Consider the following 16,452-nt stretch of genomic DNA (forward strand, 5'->3'; position numbering starts at 1 on the left):
CTGTTTGCGGAGCAGCCGGCACGCCCCAACAGACACTGGCAGGAACACCCCATGACGCACGCCTTCGAACTCCCGCTCTCGCTGGTCCAGGCATTGGCGCAACGCGCCGAGCAGACCCCGGACAAGATCGCCTTGCGCTTTCTGGCCGACGCGCCCGGCGAGCAGGCCGTGCTTAGTTACCGGGACCTCGACCAGCGTGCACGCACCATCGCCGCGGCCTTGCAGGCCCGTGCCGGGTTCGGCGACCGTGCGGTGCTGTTGTTCCCCAGTGGTCCGGACTACGTGGCGGCGTTCTTCGGTTGCCTGTACGCCGGGGTGATTGCGGTACCGGCTTACCCGCCAGAGTCTGCCCGCCAGCACCATCAGGAGCGTTTGCTGTCGATCATCGACGATGCCGAGCCGCGCCTGCTGCTGACCGTCGCGGCGTTGCACGCCAGCCTGCAAGGCCTGGAGGCGCTGGCGGCGGACAACGGCCCTGAACTTCTGGCGGTCGACAGCCTGGCCCCGGCGCTGGCCGCTGACTGGCGCGAGCCTGTGCTGAAAGGTGATGACATCGCGTTCCTGCAGTACACCTCGGGTTCCACCGCGCTGCCCAAGGGCGTGCAGGTCAGCCACGGCAACCTGGTGGCCAACGAGCAGTTGATCCGCTCGGGCTTCGGCATCGACCTCAACCCTGACGACGTGATTGTCAGCTGGTTGCCGCTGTACCACGACATGGGCCTGATTGGCGGCCTGCTGCAGCCGATCTTCAGCGGCGTGCCGTGCGTGCTGATGTCGCCGGGTTACTTCCTGGCCCGGCCGCAGCGCTGGCTGCAGGCCATCAGCGAGTATGGCGGCACCATCAGCGGCGGCCCCGACTTTGCCTACCGCTTGTGCAGCGAGCGGGTCAGCGAGGCCTCATTGGCCGGGCTCGACCTGAGCCGCTGGCGCGTGGCCTATTCCGGCTCCGAGCCGATCCGCCAGGACAGCCTGGCGACCTTTGCCGACAAGTTCCGGGTCTGCGGTTTTGACCCGCAGAGCTTTTTCGCCAGCTACGGCCTGGCCGAAGCCACCCTGTTCGTCAGCGGCAGCCGCCGTGGCCAAGGCATCCCGGCGCTGGAACTGGACGCCGAAGCCTTCGCCGCCAACCGCGCCGAGCCGGGCCAAGGCAGCGTGCTGATGAGCTGCGGCTACCCGCAGCCCGGCCACGCGGTGCGTGTCGTCGAACCGCAGCAACTGCAGGTGCTGGGTGACAACCAGGTCGGCGAAATCTGGGCGGGTGGCCCGAGCATCGCTTTGGGTTACTGGCGCAACCCCGAAGCCAGCGCCCGCACCTTCGTTGAAATGGACGGCCAGACCTGGCTGCGTACCGGCGACCTGGGCTTCATGCGCGAGGGCGAGGTGTTCGTCACCGGCCGCCTGAAAGACATGCTGATCGTGCGCGGCCAGAACCTGTACCCGCAAGACCTGGAAAAAACCCTCGAACGCGAAGTCGAAGTGCTGCGCAAAGGCCGGGTGGCGGTGTTCGCCGTCGAGCATCTGGGCGAGGAGGGCATCGGCGTGGCGGTGGAGATCAGCCGCAACGTGCAAAAGGCAATCAAACCCCAGGACCTGATCAAGACCCTGCGCCAGGTGATCGCCGACGCCTGCCGCCAGGCCCCGGCCGTGGTCCTGCTGCTGAATCCGGGAGCGCTGCCGAAGACCTCCAGCGGCAAGCTGCAGCGCTCGGCCTGCCGCCTGCGCATGGACGATGGCAGCCTGGACTGCTACGCCCGCTTCCCTGACCTGAACGAGGTGATCGCCGCTGAAGCAGCAGGCGATGAACTGCAGGCGCGTATCGCCGCTGTATGGCGCGACACCCTCAACGTAGAGGCGGTTGCGGCAGACGACCACTTCCTGCTGCTGGGCGGCAACTCCATCGCCGCCACCCAGGCCACTGCGCGCCTGGCCGATGAGTTGGGCATCAACCTGAGCCTGCGCACCCTGTTCGATGCGCCGGTACTGGCCGATTACAGTAACGCCGTGGCATCGCTCATCGCCGAAGGCGCTGCGGGCACCGGCACCATCGCAACGCTGGAACGCGCCCAGGCCTTGCCTCAGTCGCTGGCGCAAAACCGCTTGTGGCTGATGTGGCAGTTGCAACCACAATCGGCGGCTTACAACATCCCGGCCGGCCTGCAGCTGCGCGGTGAGCTGGACGAAAGCGCGCTGGAAGCTGCCTTCCAGAGCCTGGTGGCGCGCCACGAATCCCTGCGCACCGTATTCAGCGAAGAAAACGGCCAGGCCCTGCAACGCATCTTGCCGCAACAGCCGTTCAATCTGCACCGTTTGGACCTCGAGGGCCAAACTCCCGAGCAGGTCACCGCCCAGCTTGAAGCCGAAGCCCGTCAGCCGTTCGACCTCACTCAGGGCCCGTTGCTGCGCGTGACCCTGGCACGCCTGGATGACGAAGACCATCAGCTCTGGGTGACCCTGCACCACATCGTTGCCGACGGTTGGTCGCTGAATATTCTGCTCGACGAGTTCGGCAAGCTGTATGCCGCCCACTGCCAGGGCCTGGAGGCCAACCTGGCGCCGCTGACTCTGGGTTACGCCGACTATGGCACCTGGCAGCGCCAATGGCTGGCCGACGGTGAGGCCGAACGCCAATTGCAGCACTGGAAGGCACAGCTGGGCGATGACTTGCCGGTGCTCGACCTGTGCACCGACCATCCCCGCGCCAGCCAGCGCCAGCACAGTGCTGCGCGTTTCAACCTCAAGGTGCCAGCCAAGCTTGCCGAAGCGCTCAAGGGCCTGGCCCGCGAACACCAGGCCAGCCTGTTCATGGTCCTGCTGGCCGGCTGGCAGGCTCTGTTGCAGCGCTACAGCGGCCAGGCGGACATCCGTGTCGGTGTGCCCAACGCCAACCGCCCACGCCTGGAGACCCAAGGCATGGTCGGCTTCTTCATCAATACCCAGGTACTGCGCGCGCAGCTCGATGGCCGCCTGTCATTCACGCAGTTGCTGGCCCAGGTGCGCCAGGCCACTCTGGAGGCGCAGGCCAACCAGGATCTGCCGTTCGAACAGTTGGTCGAAGCCCTGCCCGATGCCCGTGAACAAGGCCTGTTCCAGGTCATGTTCAACCACCAGCAACGCGACCTGTCGGCCCTGCGCCGCCTTCCGGGGCTGTTGGCCGAGGAGCTACCGTGGCACAGCCGCGAAGCCAAGTTCGACCTGCAGTTGCACAGTGAAGAAGACCATCAGGGCCGCCTGAGCCTGGCCTTCGACTACGCCGCGGAGCTGTTCGAAGCCAGCACCGTCAAACGTCTGGGCCATCACCTGCTGGCGCTGCTGGAACAAGTATGCGCCGCGCCGCAGCGGGCGCTGGGCGAGGTGCAATTGCTGGATGAACCTGGCCGCGCGCAGCTGCTGGGCTGGGGCCGCGCACCGACTGCCGTGCCGCAATGCCTGCTGGTCGAACAGCTTAACGAACAAGCCCGCCTGACCCCGCAGCGCACCGCCCTGGCCTGGGACGGCGGCAGCCTCGACTACGCCGAACTGCACCAGCAGGCCAACCGCCTGGCACATTATCTGCGCGACAAAGGCGTCGGCCCCGACACCTGCGTAGCAATTGCCATCGAGCGTTCGCCGCAGTTGCTGGTTGGCCTGCTGGCCATCCTCAAAGCCGGCGGCGCCTACGTGCCACTGGACGTCGACTACCCGGCCGACCGCCTGGCTTACATGCTAGCCGACTGCAACGCCGGCTTGTTGCTGAGCCACAGCAGCCTGCTGGGCAAGCTGCCCCAGGTTGACAGCGTCAGCGCCATCGCCCTCGACCAGTTGCACCTGGACAGCTGGCCCAGCCATGCCCCCGGCCTGCACCTGCACGGCGACAACCTGGCCTACGTGATCTACACCTCCGGCTCCACCGGCCAGCCCAAGGGTGTGGGTAATACCCATGCGGCACTGGCCGAGCGCCTGCAATGGATGCAGGCGACCTATGCGCTGAATGACAGCGACGTGCTGATGCAGAAGGCGCCGATCAGCTTCGACGTGTCGGTGTGGGAATGCTTCTGGCCGCTGGTAACCGGGTGCAAGCTGGTACTTGCCGGCCCCGGCGAGCACCGTGACCCGCAGCGCATTGCCGCACTGGTACAGACCCATGGCGTGACCACGCTGCACTTCGTGCCGCCGCTGTTGCAGGTGTTCGTCCAGGAACCGCAGGCGGCTGCCTGCAGCAGCCTGCGCCGAGTGTTCTCCGGTGGCGAAGCATTGCCCGCCGCGTTGCGCGACCGTGTGCTGCAAGTGCTGCCGCAGGTGCAGTTGCACAACCGCTACGGCCCGACTGAAACCGCCATCAACGTCACCCACTGGCACTGCCAGGTGGCGGACGGCGAGCGCTCGCCCATCGGCCGCCCGCTGGGCAATGTGCTGTGCCGCGTGCTGGACGATGAGCTGGAATTGACCGCCCCCGGCGTGCCGGGCGAGTTGTACCTTGGTGGCGTGGGCCTGGCCCGTGGCTACCTGGGCCGCCCGGGCCTCACTGCCGAACGCTTCGTGCCACAGGCCGACGGCGATGGCGAGCGCCTGTACCGCAGCGGCGACCGCGCCCGCTGGCAGGTGCAACTGGAGGCCCTGGAATACCTCGGTCGCCTCGACCAGCAGGTAAAGGTGCGTGGTTTCCGCGTCGAGCCGGAGGAAGTGCAGGCCTGCCTGCTGGCACAAACGGGAGTGGAACAGGCGCTGGTGCTGATCCACAAGGACGCCGTCGGCGCGCAACTGGTGGCTTACTACAGTGGCAGTGCGCAGCCAGCCGACATCCTCGCTGTGCTGGCTGAGCAACTGCCCGCGTACATGGTGCCGGCGCAGCTCATCCCGTTGGCACAGCTGCCACTGGGCCCCAGCGGCAAGGTTGACCGCAAGGCGCTGCCGGCCCCGGTGTGGCAGCAACGCGAACATGTCGAGCCACAATCCGAGTTGCAGCAACAGGTTGCCGCCATCTGGCGCGAGGTGCTGAACCTGCCGCGCGTCGGCCTGCAAGACGACTTCTTCGCCCTGGGCGGGCACTCGCTGTTAGCTACACAGATCGTCTCGCGCAGCCGCCAGGCCTGCGATGTCGAGCTGCCGCTCAAGGCCCTGTTCGAAGCCAGCGAACTGGGCGCCTTCTGTGCCGAGATCGCACGCATCCGCGCGGCCGGCGAGCACAACCTGCAAGGCGCAATCGCCCGCGTCGACCGCCGCCAGGCGGTGCCGCTGTCGTATTCGCAGCAGCGCATGTGGTTCCTCTGGCAAATGGAGCCGGACAGCCCGGCGTACAATGTGGGCGGCATGGCGCGCCTGCGCGGCACCCTGCATGTGGAGGCCTTCGAGCGGGCATTGCAGGCGTTGATCGTGCGCCACGAAACCCTGCGCACCACTTTCCCCAGCATCGACGGCGTGCCGTACCAGTGCGTGGCCGAAGACAGCGGCCTGCACCTCGACTGGCAAGACTTCAGCGCCTTGCCCGCCGATACCCGTCAGCAACGCCTGCAACAACTGGCCGACGACCAGGCGCACCGGCCGTTCGACCTGGAGCGTGGCCCGTTGTTGCGTGCCTGCCTGGTCAAGGCCGAGGAGCGTGAACACTTCTTCGTGCTGACCCTGCACCACATCGTCACCGAAGGCTGGGCCATGGACATCTTCGCCCGCGAGCTTGGCGAGCTGTACGAGGCCTTCGTCGATGATCGCGAATCGCCGCTGGCGCCGCTGCCGGTGCAGTACCTGGACTACAGCGTGTGGCAACGGCAGTGGCTGGAAAGCGGCGAGGGCGCCCGCCAACTGGCCTACTGGAAGGACCGCCTGGGCGACGAGCACCCGGTGCTGGCGTTGCCTGCCGACCGCCCGCGCCCGGCAGTACAGAGCCACCGTGGCGAGTTGTACCGCTTCGAGCTCGACCCGGCGCTGGTCGCCCGCGTGCACGCCTTCAACAGCCAGCGCGGCCTGACCTTGTTCATGACCATGACCGCCACCCTGGCCGCGCTGCTGCACCGCTACAGCGGCCAGCGTGACGTGCGCATCGGCGCGCCAGTGGCCAACCGCATCCGTCCGGAAAGTGAAGGCCTGATCGGCGCCTTCCTCAATACCCAGGTGCTACGTTGCGAGCTGGACGGCCAGATGACCGCCAGTGCGCTGCTGGAGCAGATGCGCCAGGCCGCCATCGAAGGCCAGTCGCATCAGGACCTGCCATTCGACCAGCTGGTAGAGGCCCTGCAACCACCGCGCAGCAGCGCCTATAACCCGCTGTTCCAGGTGATGTGCAACGTGCAACGCTGGGCCTTCCAGCAAAGCCGCACACTGGCCGGCATGCAGGTGGATTACCTGGTCAACGACGCCAGTGCAACCAAGTTCGACCTTTACCTGGAGGTCACCGACCTCGACGGCCGCCTGGGTTGCTGCCTGACCTACAGCCGCGACCTGTTCGATGAACCCCGCATTGCGCGCATGGCCGAGCACTGGCAGCACCTGCTGGTCGGCTTGCTCGACAACCCGCAACAGCGCCTGTGCGACCTGCCGATGCTGAGCGGCGCCGAGCAGCAGGTGCTGGTGGGCCAGTTGCAGGGCGAGCACGCATTCGCGCTCGACCAGACCCTGCACGGCCTGTTCGCCGCCCAGGCGGCGCGCACGCCACACGCCGGCGCGGTGACCTTCGCCGGCCAGCACATGACCTACGCCGAACTGGACCAGCAGGCGAATCGCCTGGCCCGCGCCCTGCGCGAGCGTGGCGTCGGCCCGCAGGTGCGCGTGGGCCTGGCGCTGGAGCGCTCGCTGGAAATGGTCGTTGGCCTGCTGGCCATTCTCAAGGCCGGCGGCGCCTATGTGCCGCTCGACCCCGAGTACCCGCTCGACCGCCTGCGCTACATGATCGAAGACAGCCGCATCGGCTTGCTGCTCAGCCAGCGCGAGTTGCTGCAAACCCTGGGCGACCTGCCTGAGGGCGTGGCCCGCTGGAGCCTGGAAGACGATGCCGCCAGCCTGTCGGCCTACAGCGATGCGCCGCTGGACAACTTCAGCCTGCCGCAGCACCAGGCCTACCTGATCTACACCTCCGGCTCCACTGGCAAGCCCAAGGGCGTGGTAGTCAGCCATGGCGAGTTCGCCATGCACTGCCAGGCGGTGATCGACGCGTTCGGCATGCGCAGCGATGATTGCGAGCTGCATTTCTATTCGATCAACTTCGACGCCGCCAGCGAGCGCCTGTGGGTGCCGCTGCTGTGCGGTGCCCGCGTGGTGCTGCGCGCCCAGGGGCAATGGGGCGCCGAGGAGATCTGCCAGCTGGTGCGCGAGCAGCAGGTAAGCATTTTGGGCTTCACCCCCAGCTACGGCAGCCAGTTGGCGCAATACCTGGGCGGGCAGGGCGAACAAATGCCCGTGCGCCTGGTGATCACCGGTGGCGAAGCGCTGACCGGTGAGCACCTGCAGCGTATTCGCCAGGCCTTTGCGCCGCAGCAGTTCTTCAATGCCTACGGCCCGACCGAAACCGTGGTCATGCCGCTGGCCTGCCTGGCGCCAGAAACGCTGCCGGCAGAGCTGGGCAGCGTGCCAATCGGCCGCGTCATTGGTAGCCGTACTGCCTACATCCTCGATGAAGATCTGGCCTTGCTGCCACAGGGCGGCATTGGCGAGCTGTATGTCGGCGGTGCTGGCCTGGCCCAGGGTTATCACGACCGTCCGGGCCTCAGCGCCGAGCGCTTCGTTGCTGACCCGTTCAGCGCCGAAGGCGGGCGCCTGTACCGCACTGGCGACCTGGTACGCCTGGGCATCGACGGCCTTGTCGAATACGTCGGCCGTGCCGATCAGCAGGTGAAGATCCGCGGTTTCCGCATTGAACTGGGTGAGATCGAGAGCCGCTTGCAGGCGCATGTCGATGTCGACGAGGCCGTGGTGCTGGCCCTCGACTTGCCAGGTGGCAAGCAGTTGGTGGGCTATCTGGTGTGCAAACAGGCCGCTGCCGACAACGAGGCGCAAAACCTGCTGCGTGAAGCGGTGAAGGCCGATGCCCGCCAGCACCTGCCGGACTACATGGTGCCCGCACACCTGGTGCTGCTCCACAGCCTGCCGCTGATGGGTAACGGCAAGCTCGACCGCCGTGCGCTGCCGCTGCCGGACCTTGAGCAGGCGCGCCAGCAGTACCAAGCCCCCGGCAACGAAGTGGAAGCGCAGCTGGCGCAAATCTGGCGCGATGTGCTCAACGTTGCCCGGGTTGGCGTACAGGACAACTTCTTTGAACTGGGCGGCGACTCGATCCTGTCGATTCAGGTAGTCAGCCGGGCCCGCCAGGCCGGCTTGCAATTCACCCCGCGCGACCTGTTCCAGCACCAGACCATCCAGACCCTGGCGGGTGTGGTTCAGCTCAGCGAAGCCGCAAGCACCATCGATCAGGGCCAGCGCCAGGGTCAAACCGGCCTGACGCCGATCCAGCACTGGTTCTTCGACAGCGAAGTGCCGCAGCCACAGCACTGGAACCAGGCGGTGTTGCTGGAGGCGCGTCAACCGCTGGATGAGGCCGTACTTGAGCAAGCCTTGGCTGCGCTGGTGCAGCACCACGACAGCCTGCGCCTGCGTTTCAGCGAAGCCCGTGGCCGCTGGCAGGCCGAATACGCCCAGCCGGACGCCAGGCAATTGCTGTGGACGGCCACCGTCGCTGACTTTGCCGATTGCCAGGCGATGTACACCGACCTGCAGCGCAGCTTCGACCTGCAGCAAGGCCCGCTGCTGCGCGCGCTGCTGGTGCGTGACGGGCAGGGTAGCCAACGCCTGTTGCTGGCGATCCATCACCTGGTGGTTGATGGCGTGTCCTGGCGGGTACTGCTGGAAGACCTGCAGGCGCTTTACCGAGGCCAGCCGCTGCCGGCCAAAACCCATGCCATGGGCGACTGGGCCTCGCGCCTGGCCAGCTACGCGGGCAGCGATTCGCTGCGCGACGAACTGAGCTGGTGGCAAGGCCAGCTGGGCAGCGTGCGCCGCGAACTGCCGTGCGATCACCCGCAAGGTGGCAACCTGCACCGCCACGCTCAAACCCTGGCCATTGGCCTGGACGTGGAGCAGACGCGGCAATTGCTGCAACAGGCCCCGGCGGCCTACCACACCCAGGTCAACGACCTGCTGCTGACCGCGCTGGCGCGTGCCTTGAGTCGCTGGAGCGGTGATGAAGAAGTGCTGGTGCAGCTTGAAGGCCACGGCCGTGACGGGCTGTTCGAAGACATGGACCTGACCCGCAGCGTCGGCTGGTTCACCAACGCCTACCCGCTGAGCCTGCGCCCGCTGCCAGGCGACGACGACGCGGCGCGGGCCGGTTCGATCAAGCGCATCAAGGAACAACTGCGCCAGGTGCCACACAAAGGGCTGGGCTACGGCGTGCTGCGCTACCTGGCGGACGAGGCCGGGCGCGAGCAGATGGCGGCGTTGCCGCAGGCCCGCATCACCTTCAACTACCTTGGCCAGTTCGACCAGCAGTTCGACAATGCGGCGTTGTTCCAGCCGCTGGATGCTCCGGCTGGCCTGGCTCACGACCTGGACGCGCCGCTGCCCAACTGGCTGAGCGTCGATGGCCAGGTGTATGGCGGTGCGCTGCAACTGCGCTGGACCTTCAGCGCCGAGCGCTATGACGAACAGACCATTGCCCGCCTGGCCGAGACCTATAGGCAGGAGTTGCTGGCACTGATCGCGCATTGCCTGGCCGATGGCAACGGCAGCTTCACCCCGTCGGACTTCCCGCTGGCGCACCTGAGCCAGGAGCAGATCGACGCATTGCCGGTACCGGCTGCGCAGATCGAGGACGTTTACCCGCTGACGCCAATGCAGGAAGGCATGCTGCTGCACACCCTGCTGGAACCGGGCACCGGCCTGTACTACATGCAGGACCGCTACCGCATCAACAGCGCACTTGACCCTGAACGTTTCGCCCAGGCCTGGCAGGCCGTGGTGGCGCGTCACGAAGCGTTGCGCGCATCGTTCAGCTGGAACAGCGGCGAGGCGATGCTGCAGATCATCCACAAACCGGGCAACCTGGCGGTGGACTACCAGGACTGGCGCGGCCTTGCTGACGATGCCCAGGAGCAGCGCCTGCAAACCCTGCACAAGCAGGAGCGCGAGGCCGGTTTTGCCCTGCTCAGCGAAGCGCCGTTCCACCTGCGACTGGTGCGCGTGGCCGACGAGCGCTACTGGTTCATGATGAGCAACCACCACATCCTGATCGATGCCTGGTGCCGCTCGCTGCTGATGAACGACTTCTTCGAGGTCTACCAGGCGCTAGGCGAAGCCCGCCAGGCGCAGTTGCCGGTGCCACCGCGCTATCGCGACTACATCGGCTGGCTGCAACGCCAGGGCCTGGACGACGCGCGTGCCTGGTGGCAGGCCAACCTGGCCGGTTTCGAGCGTGCCACGGCGATTCCCAGCGACCGCCCATTGCGCCATGACCACGCCGGCAGCGGCATGGTGGTCGGCGACTGCTACACCCGACTGGATGTGAGCGACGGCGTGCGCCTGCGCGAACTGGCCCAGGCCCATCAGTTGACCGTCAACACCTTCGCGCAGGCGGCCTGGGCCCTGGTGCTGGCGCGCTGCAGCGGCGACCGCGACGTGGCCTTTGGCGTAACCGTGGCCGGGCGCCCTGTGAGCATGCCGCAGATGCAGCGCACCGTCGGGCTGTTCATCAACAGCGTTGCCCTGCGCGTGCAGTTGCCCGTATCCGCTCAGCGTTGCAGCGTGCGCCAGTGGTTGCAGGGCCTGTTGCAAAGCAACATGGAACTGCGCGAGTACGAATACCTGCCGCTGGTGGCCATTCAGGAGTGCAGCGACCTGCCCAAAGGCCAGCCGCTGTTCGACAGCCTGTTCGTGTTCGAGAACGCGCCGGTGGAAACCGCCGTGCTCGACCATGCCCAGCACCTGAAGGCCAGCTCCGACTCGGGCCGTACCCACACCAACTTCCCGTTGACGGCGGTGTGCTACCCGGGTGATGACCTGGGCCTGCACCTGTCGTTCGACCAACGCTACTTCGACTTCCCGACTGTCGAGCGCCTGCTGGCCGAGTTCAAGCGCCTGCTGCTGGCGCTGGTGCAGGGCTTCGACGGTGAGGTCAGTGCGCTGCCGCTGCTGGGGATGCAAGAGCAGCGTTTCCTGCTGGAAGACTGCAACCGCACCGAGCGCACTTATCCGCTGGAACAGAGCTACATCGCGCAGTTCGAAGCCGAGGTGGCTGCGCACCCCGAACGTACCGTGGCCCGCTGCCTTGACGCCTCCTACGACTACGCCGGGCTGAACCTTGCGGCCAATCGCCTTGGCCACGCCTTGATTTCGGCCGGTGTGCAGGTGGACCAGCCGGTGGCGCTGTTGGCCGAGCGCGGGTTGCCGCTGCTGGGCATGATTGTCGGCAGCTTCAAGGCCGGCGCCGGCTACCTGCCGCTGGACCCGGGGCTGCCGGCTGCGCGCCTGCAAAGCATCATCCAGCTCAGCCGTACCCCGGTGCTGGTGTGCAGCGCGGCCTGTGCCGAGCAAGGCCGGCAGTTGCTGGCCGACCTGGACCAGGCGGCACGGCCGCAGTTGCTGGTGTGGGAAGATACCCAGGCCAGCCCGGTTGCCAGCCACAACCCTGGTATTCACAGCGGGCCGGACAACCTGGCCTATGTGATCTACACCTCGGGCTCCACCGGCTTGCCTAAAGGGGTGATGGTGGAACAGCGTGGCATGCTCAACAACCAACTGAGCAAGGTGCCGTACCTGGCCCTGAGCGAGCACGACGTGATCGCCCAGACCGCCTCGCAAAGCTTCGATATTTCGGTGTGGCAGTTCCTTGCTGCACCGCTGTTCGGTGCCAAGGTGGAAATTGTGCCGAATGCCATCGCCCATGATCCGCAGGGCCTGCTGGCGCATGTGCAAGCCACCGGCATCACCGTACTGGAAAGCGTGCCGTCGCTGATCCAGGGCATGCTGGCCAACGACCACCAGGCGCTCGACGGCCTGCGCTGGATGCTGCCGACAGGCGAAGCCATGCCGCCGGAGCTGGCGGCGCAGTGGCTGCAGCGCTACCCGCAGGTTGGCCTGGTCAACGCCTATGGGCCGGCCGAGTGTTCGGATGACGTGGCGTTCTTCCGCGTCGATGCCGAGTCGACCCGTGGCAGTTACCTGCCGATCGGCACACCGACCGACAACAACCGCCTGTACCTGTTTGGCGAAGACCAGATGCTGGTGCCGCTGGGCGCGGTGGGTGAGCTGTGCGTGGCCGGCACCGGCGTGGGCCGAGGTTATGTCGGCGACCCGGTGCGCACGGCGCTGGCGTTCATTCCTCATCCTTACGGTGCACCGGGCGAGCGCCTGTACCGCACCGGCGACCTGGCGCGGCAGCGCCCTGAAGGTGTGCTGGAATACGTCGGGCGGATCGACCACCAGGTGAAGATTCGCGGCTACCGCATCGAGCTTGGCGAGATCGAAGCCCGCCTGCACGAGCAGGCCGAGATTCGCGACGCTGCGGTGGGGGTGCAGGAAGGCGTCAACGGCAAACATCTGGTCGGTTACCTGGTGGCACATCAGGGTATTGCCGCCGATGCCGCCCTGCTGGAGCAGATCAAGCAACGCTTGCGGGCCGAATTGCCGGAGTACATGGTGCCGCTGCACTGGGGCTGGTTCGACAGCCTGCCGCACAACGCCAACGGCAAGCTCGACCGCAAGGCGCTGCCGGCCATCGACATCGGCGGCCAGCACAGCCAGGCCTATCAGGCGCCGCGCAATGAGCTGGAGGGTGTGCTGGCGGGTATCTGGGCCGATGTGCTGAAGGCCGAGCGAGTGGGGGTGCACGACAACTTCTTCGAGCTGGGCGGGCATTCGTTGCTGGCCACGCAGATCGCCTCGCGGGTGCAGAAGCAGCTGCAACTGAACGTGCCGCTGCGGGCGATGTTCGAGTGCAGTACGGTGGAGGAGCTGGCCGAGTATGTGCAGGGGCTGCAGGGGAGTGCGCTGGATGACGACAAGGTTGACCGGCTCAGTGACCTGATGGCCGAGCTGGAGGGGTTGTGACCTGAGTTGATGGGGTGCCTGAACGGGCCCTTTCGCGGGTTCACCCGCGAAAGGGCCCGTTCAGGCAGCCAATATCTCAGCGCTTGCCGAGAATCTTGCCCAGCATCTCCGGCCGCGGTGCCCCTTGCTGGCTCTGCAGGTTGCCTTTTTCATCCTGATAGAAAATCGCCGGGGTTGCCTGCAACCCCATTTCTTCCATCAACGCCATGTTCGCCGCCAGCTTCTGCTGCACGGCGTCCGGCACCTTGTCCAGCGCTTTCAAGCTACTCGCCTTGCCCGCCTTTTCATGCTCATGCAGGGCCTGGGCCGGGTCTTTCGCGGCCAGCAGCGCCGCTGATTTGCCCGGGCTGTCCTCGCGGATGATGCCAACCATGATATGGCGCAGCTGCACCTTGCCCGACTCTACCCACGGCCGCGCCTGTTCCCAGAACATGTTGCAGTACGGGCAGTTGGGGTCGCTGAACAGGTACACCTTGCGTGGTGCATCGGCCTTGCCGTCGGCGATCCAGGCGGTTTTCTCCAGCTTCGCCCAAAGGGCTTTGCTCATCGGCGCATACACCAGCTTTTCCAGCGGCTCGGCGCTAAGGTCCTTGCCTTGTTCGTCGAACAGGCTGCCGACCAGTACATGCTTGCCGTCGGGGGTGAGGTACAGGGCGAGGGCGTTGTTCTGGTACTCGGCGGCGTAACCGCGCAGGCCGTTGGGGGCGTCGAAGCTGCCTTTGATCACGGCGCCCTTGGCCTGCAATTGCTGAACCGCCTTGGGCAGTTCTTCGGCCTGCAGGGCAGGGGCGGCCAGCAGGGCCAGGGACAGGGGCAGCAGTGCAGTCAGTCGCATGTCAGTTTCCTTGTGCGGCAGGGGCAGGCGCGGTGGCCTGGTCGAAAGGCTCCAGGGCGTGGCGCAGGCTGGCCCGGGACAGCTCGCCCAGGTGGCTGCCGATCAGCCGCCCGTCGGCGTCATAAAACAGGGTGGTAGGCAGGGCCATGGAACCGACGTGCTGGGCCAGCAGGCCGGTGCCGTCAAACAGCACGTGGGTCAGGCTCAGGCCGGTGGTGGCGAGGAAGGTGCTGACGTTTTCCGGCGTCTCGCCCTGGTTGACGAACAGGAAGGTCACGTGCGGGTAGTCGCTTTGCGCCTGCTGCAGCACCGGCATCTCGCGCCGGCAGGGTGGGCACCAGGTGGCCCAGATGTTGATCACCAATGGCTTGCCGCGGTAGCTGTGCAGCGCCACCGGCTGGCCGCCAGCATTGCGCAGGCTCAGTTCGGGCAGCTCGGTGCCCTTGCTGTACAGGTGGCCGGCAAAACTGGCCAGGCCCCAGAACAGCGCGCCGCTGAACAGCGCCCAGCCCAGCGGGCGGCGCAGGCCCGGTTGACGCCAGCCCTGCCATACGGCACCGAGGAAGATACCGACAAGGCCCGACCAGAGCAGGAAGCCGCCGTCGCGGATGTCGATCATTTGCAGCGGCTCATCGCGGTACATCGGCCAGTAGGCCAGCACGAAGCCTGCGCGGGCGCACAGCAGGCCGATGAGGAACAGGTTGAACAGGGCCGATTCCGGGTTTTCGCCGCCACGCCGGGCGACCCACCAGCCGACCACGCTGGCGATCAGTAAGGCGCTGAGCATCAGCAGGTGGTTGAGGGCCATGGTCAGCGGCCCGAGGGTTACGGTCAGCATCAGCCTTGGCTCCTGGTCTGGGCCCAGTGTTGCTGGAATGTGGCGGCATCCACTTCACCGGTAATGCGCCGCGCGCGGCGTTCGTCGCCTTCCGGGCCGATCCAGATGATGCTGGGCGGGCCGGGTACCTGATAGCGTTGCAGCAAGGCTTTGCTGGCCGGGCTGTCGGCGGTCACATCCAGGCGTAGCAGGTGCACGCCAGCCAGGCCGGCCTGCACGTCGCTGCGGGCGAACACCTGTTTTTCCATGACCTTGCACGACACGCACCAGTCGGCATAGTAGTCGACCATCACCCACTGCCCACGGGCCTTGGCTTCATCCAGTTCACGTTGCAGGTCTTCGGGCCGGCTGACCGTGACGAAGCTGTCCTCGGCATGCTGGCCAGCAACTGGCGCGGCACTACCACCGGTGAACGGGCGCAACGGCTGCCACAGGTCATCGCCGCCGGCGGCGGCGCCTACCAGCAGCAGGCTGCCCCACAGGGCGCCCAGCAGCGGCACGGCGCGCAACGCTGGCAGGCGCTGCAGGGCCGGCCAGGTGGCCCAGGCCAGGGCAATCAGCCAGGCGCCACTCAGTGCCAGCAGCAGTGTGGCGGGCAACAGGCTGCGCACGGTGTATAGCGCCATGGCCAGGAACACGAAGCCGAACACGCCCTTGACCCGGTCCATCCAGGCGCCTGGGCGCGGCAAGTAACGGTTGCCCAAGGTCACCAGTAACAGCAGCGGCACGCCCATGCCCAGGCCGAGGCTGAACAGCACCAGTGCCCCCTGCAGCACATCGCCGCTCTGGGCGATGTACAGCAGCGCACCGGCCAATGGCGCGGTCATGCACGGGCCCAGCAGCAGGCCGGACAACGCGCCCAGCAGCGCCGCACCATACAGGTTGCCGCCACGGGTGCCTTGCCCGGCGCGGTCCAGGCGGTCGCGCAGGGCAGCGGGCAGTTGCAGTTCGAAGGCGCCAAACATCGGCAATGCCAGCAGCACGAACAGTACCGCCAGGCTGCCCAGCAGCCAGGGTTGCTGCAGCCAGGCCTGCAGGCTGGCACCGAGCAGCGCGGCGACCACGCCCAGGGCGGCATACACCAGGGCCATGCTCAACACATACACCCCGGCCAGCAGCCAGCCGCGCCGGGCGCTGGCGCCATTGCCCAGCACCAGCCCGGCAAGGATCGGCAGCATTGGCAACGAGCAGGGGGTAAAGGCCAGCAACAGGCCAAGGCCGAAGAACGCCAGCAGGCTCCAGGCCAGGTGGCCCTGTTGCAGGCCGCTGGCCAGGGCCTGGTCGCTGGCTTGCTCGGCGGCGGGTGCCACGCTGCCGCCCAGGTCTATCGAGGTGGTTTGCGGCGGATAGCACAGGCCGGCGTCGGCACAGCCCTGCCAGCCCAGGCGCAACTGGCCCTGGGCGTTGGCCGGCAGCAGCAGTTCAAGCTGGTCGCGGTACACCGCGCTGTCACCGAAAAACTCGTCATGGTGGTTCAGGGCTGGTGGCAATTGCGGGTGTTGGTCGGCCGGCAGGCCGTCGAACTTCAGGCGTTTCTGGTACAGGTAGTAGCCCGGCTTGATCTGGAAGTACAGGCGCATCTGGCCGTCGGCCTGGCGGTCGTGGGTGAGCACGAAGGCCTGGTCGACTGGCAGGAAGTCGGGTTTGACGTCGAACGGGTTGGCCTGTAACGGGCCAGCCAGAATTAACGTCAGGAAGAGCAGGAGGATGCGCATGTCTTCGCCTTGGCAGATCTGGGAATGGGGCCATGCTGGCTGGGGTTGATTAACCCAAG

General features: G+C 66.6%; 4 protein-coding genes. 1 reads left to right on the forward strand and 3 read right to left on the reverse strand.

Features of this window, described 5'->3' with window-relative positions; all coding sequences use genetic code 11:
* Positions 1–51 precede the first annotated feature (51 nt).
* Positions 52–13,005, forward strand: coding sequence for a non-ribosomal peptide synthetase (locus P0Y58_10610; protein ID WEK32615.1), 12,954 nt, complete (start codon positions 52–54; stop codon positions 13,003–13,005).
* A gap of 76 nt (positions 13,006–13,081) precedes the next feature.
* Here P0Y58_10610 and dsbG read toward each other — a convergent pair whose 3' ends face one another.
* Genes dsbG through dsbD form a run of 3 tightly spaced genes read right to left on the reverse strand, consistent with a single transcriptional unit; the run spans position 13,082 to position 16,393 of the window.
* Positions 13,082–13,840 carry a thiol:disulfide interchange protein DsbG gene (gene dsbG / locus P0Y58_10615; protein ID WEK32616.1) on the reverse strand — a complete coding sequence of 253 codons (759 nt, stop codon included), beginning with the start codon at positions 13,838–13,840 and terminating at the stop codon, positions 13,082–13,084.
* A 1-nt stretch (position 13,841) separates the two neighbouring features.
* Positions 13,842–14,678, reverse strand: coding sequence for a TlpA disulfide reductase family protein (locus P0Y58_10620; GenBank protein ID WEK32617.1), 837 nt, complete (start codon positions 14,676–14,678; stop codon positions 13,842–13,844).
* Positions 14,678–16,393, reverse strand: a complete 1,716-nt coding sequence (gene dsbD / locus P0Y58_10625) for a protein-disulfide reductase DsbD (GenBank protein ID WEK32618.1) — start codon at positions 16,391–16,393, stop codon at positions 14,678–14,680. The genes P0Y58_10620 and dsbD overlap by 1 nt, the downstream gene beginning before the upstream one ends.
* Positions 16,394–16,452 lie beyond the last annotated feature (59 nt).

Source organism: Candidatus Pseudomonas phytovorans (genome assembly GCA_029202525.1).
GTDB classification, from domain to species: Bacteria; Pseudomonadota; Gammaproteobacteria; order Pseudomonadales; family Pseudomonadaceae; genus Aquipseudomonas; species Aquipseudomonas phytovorans.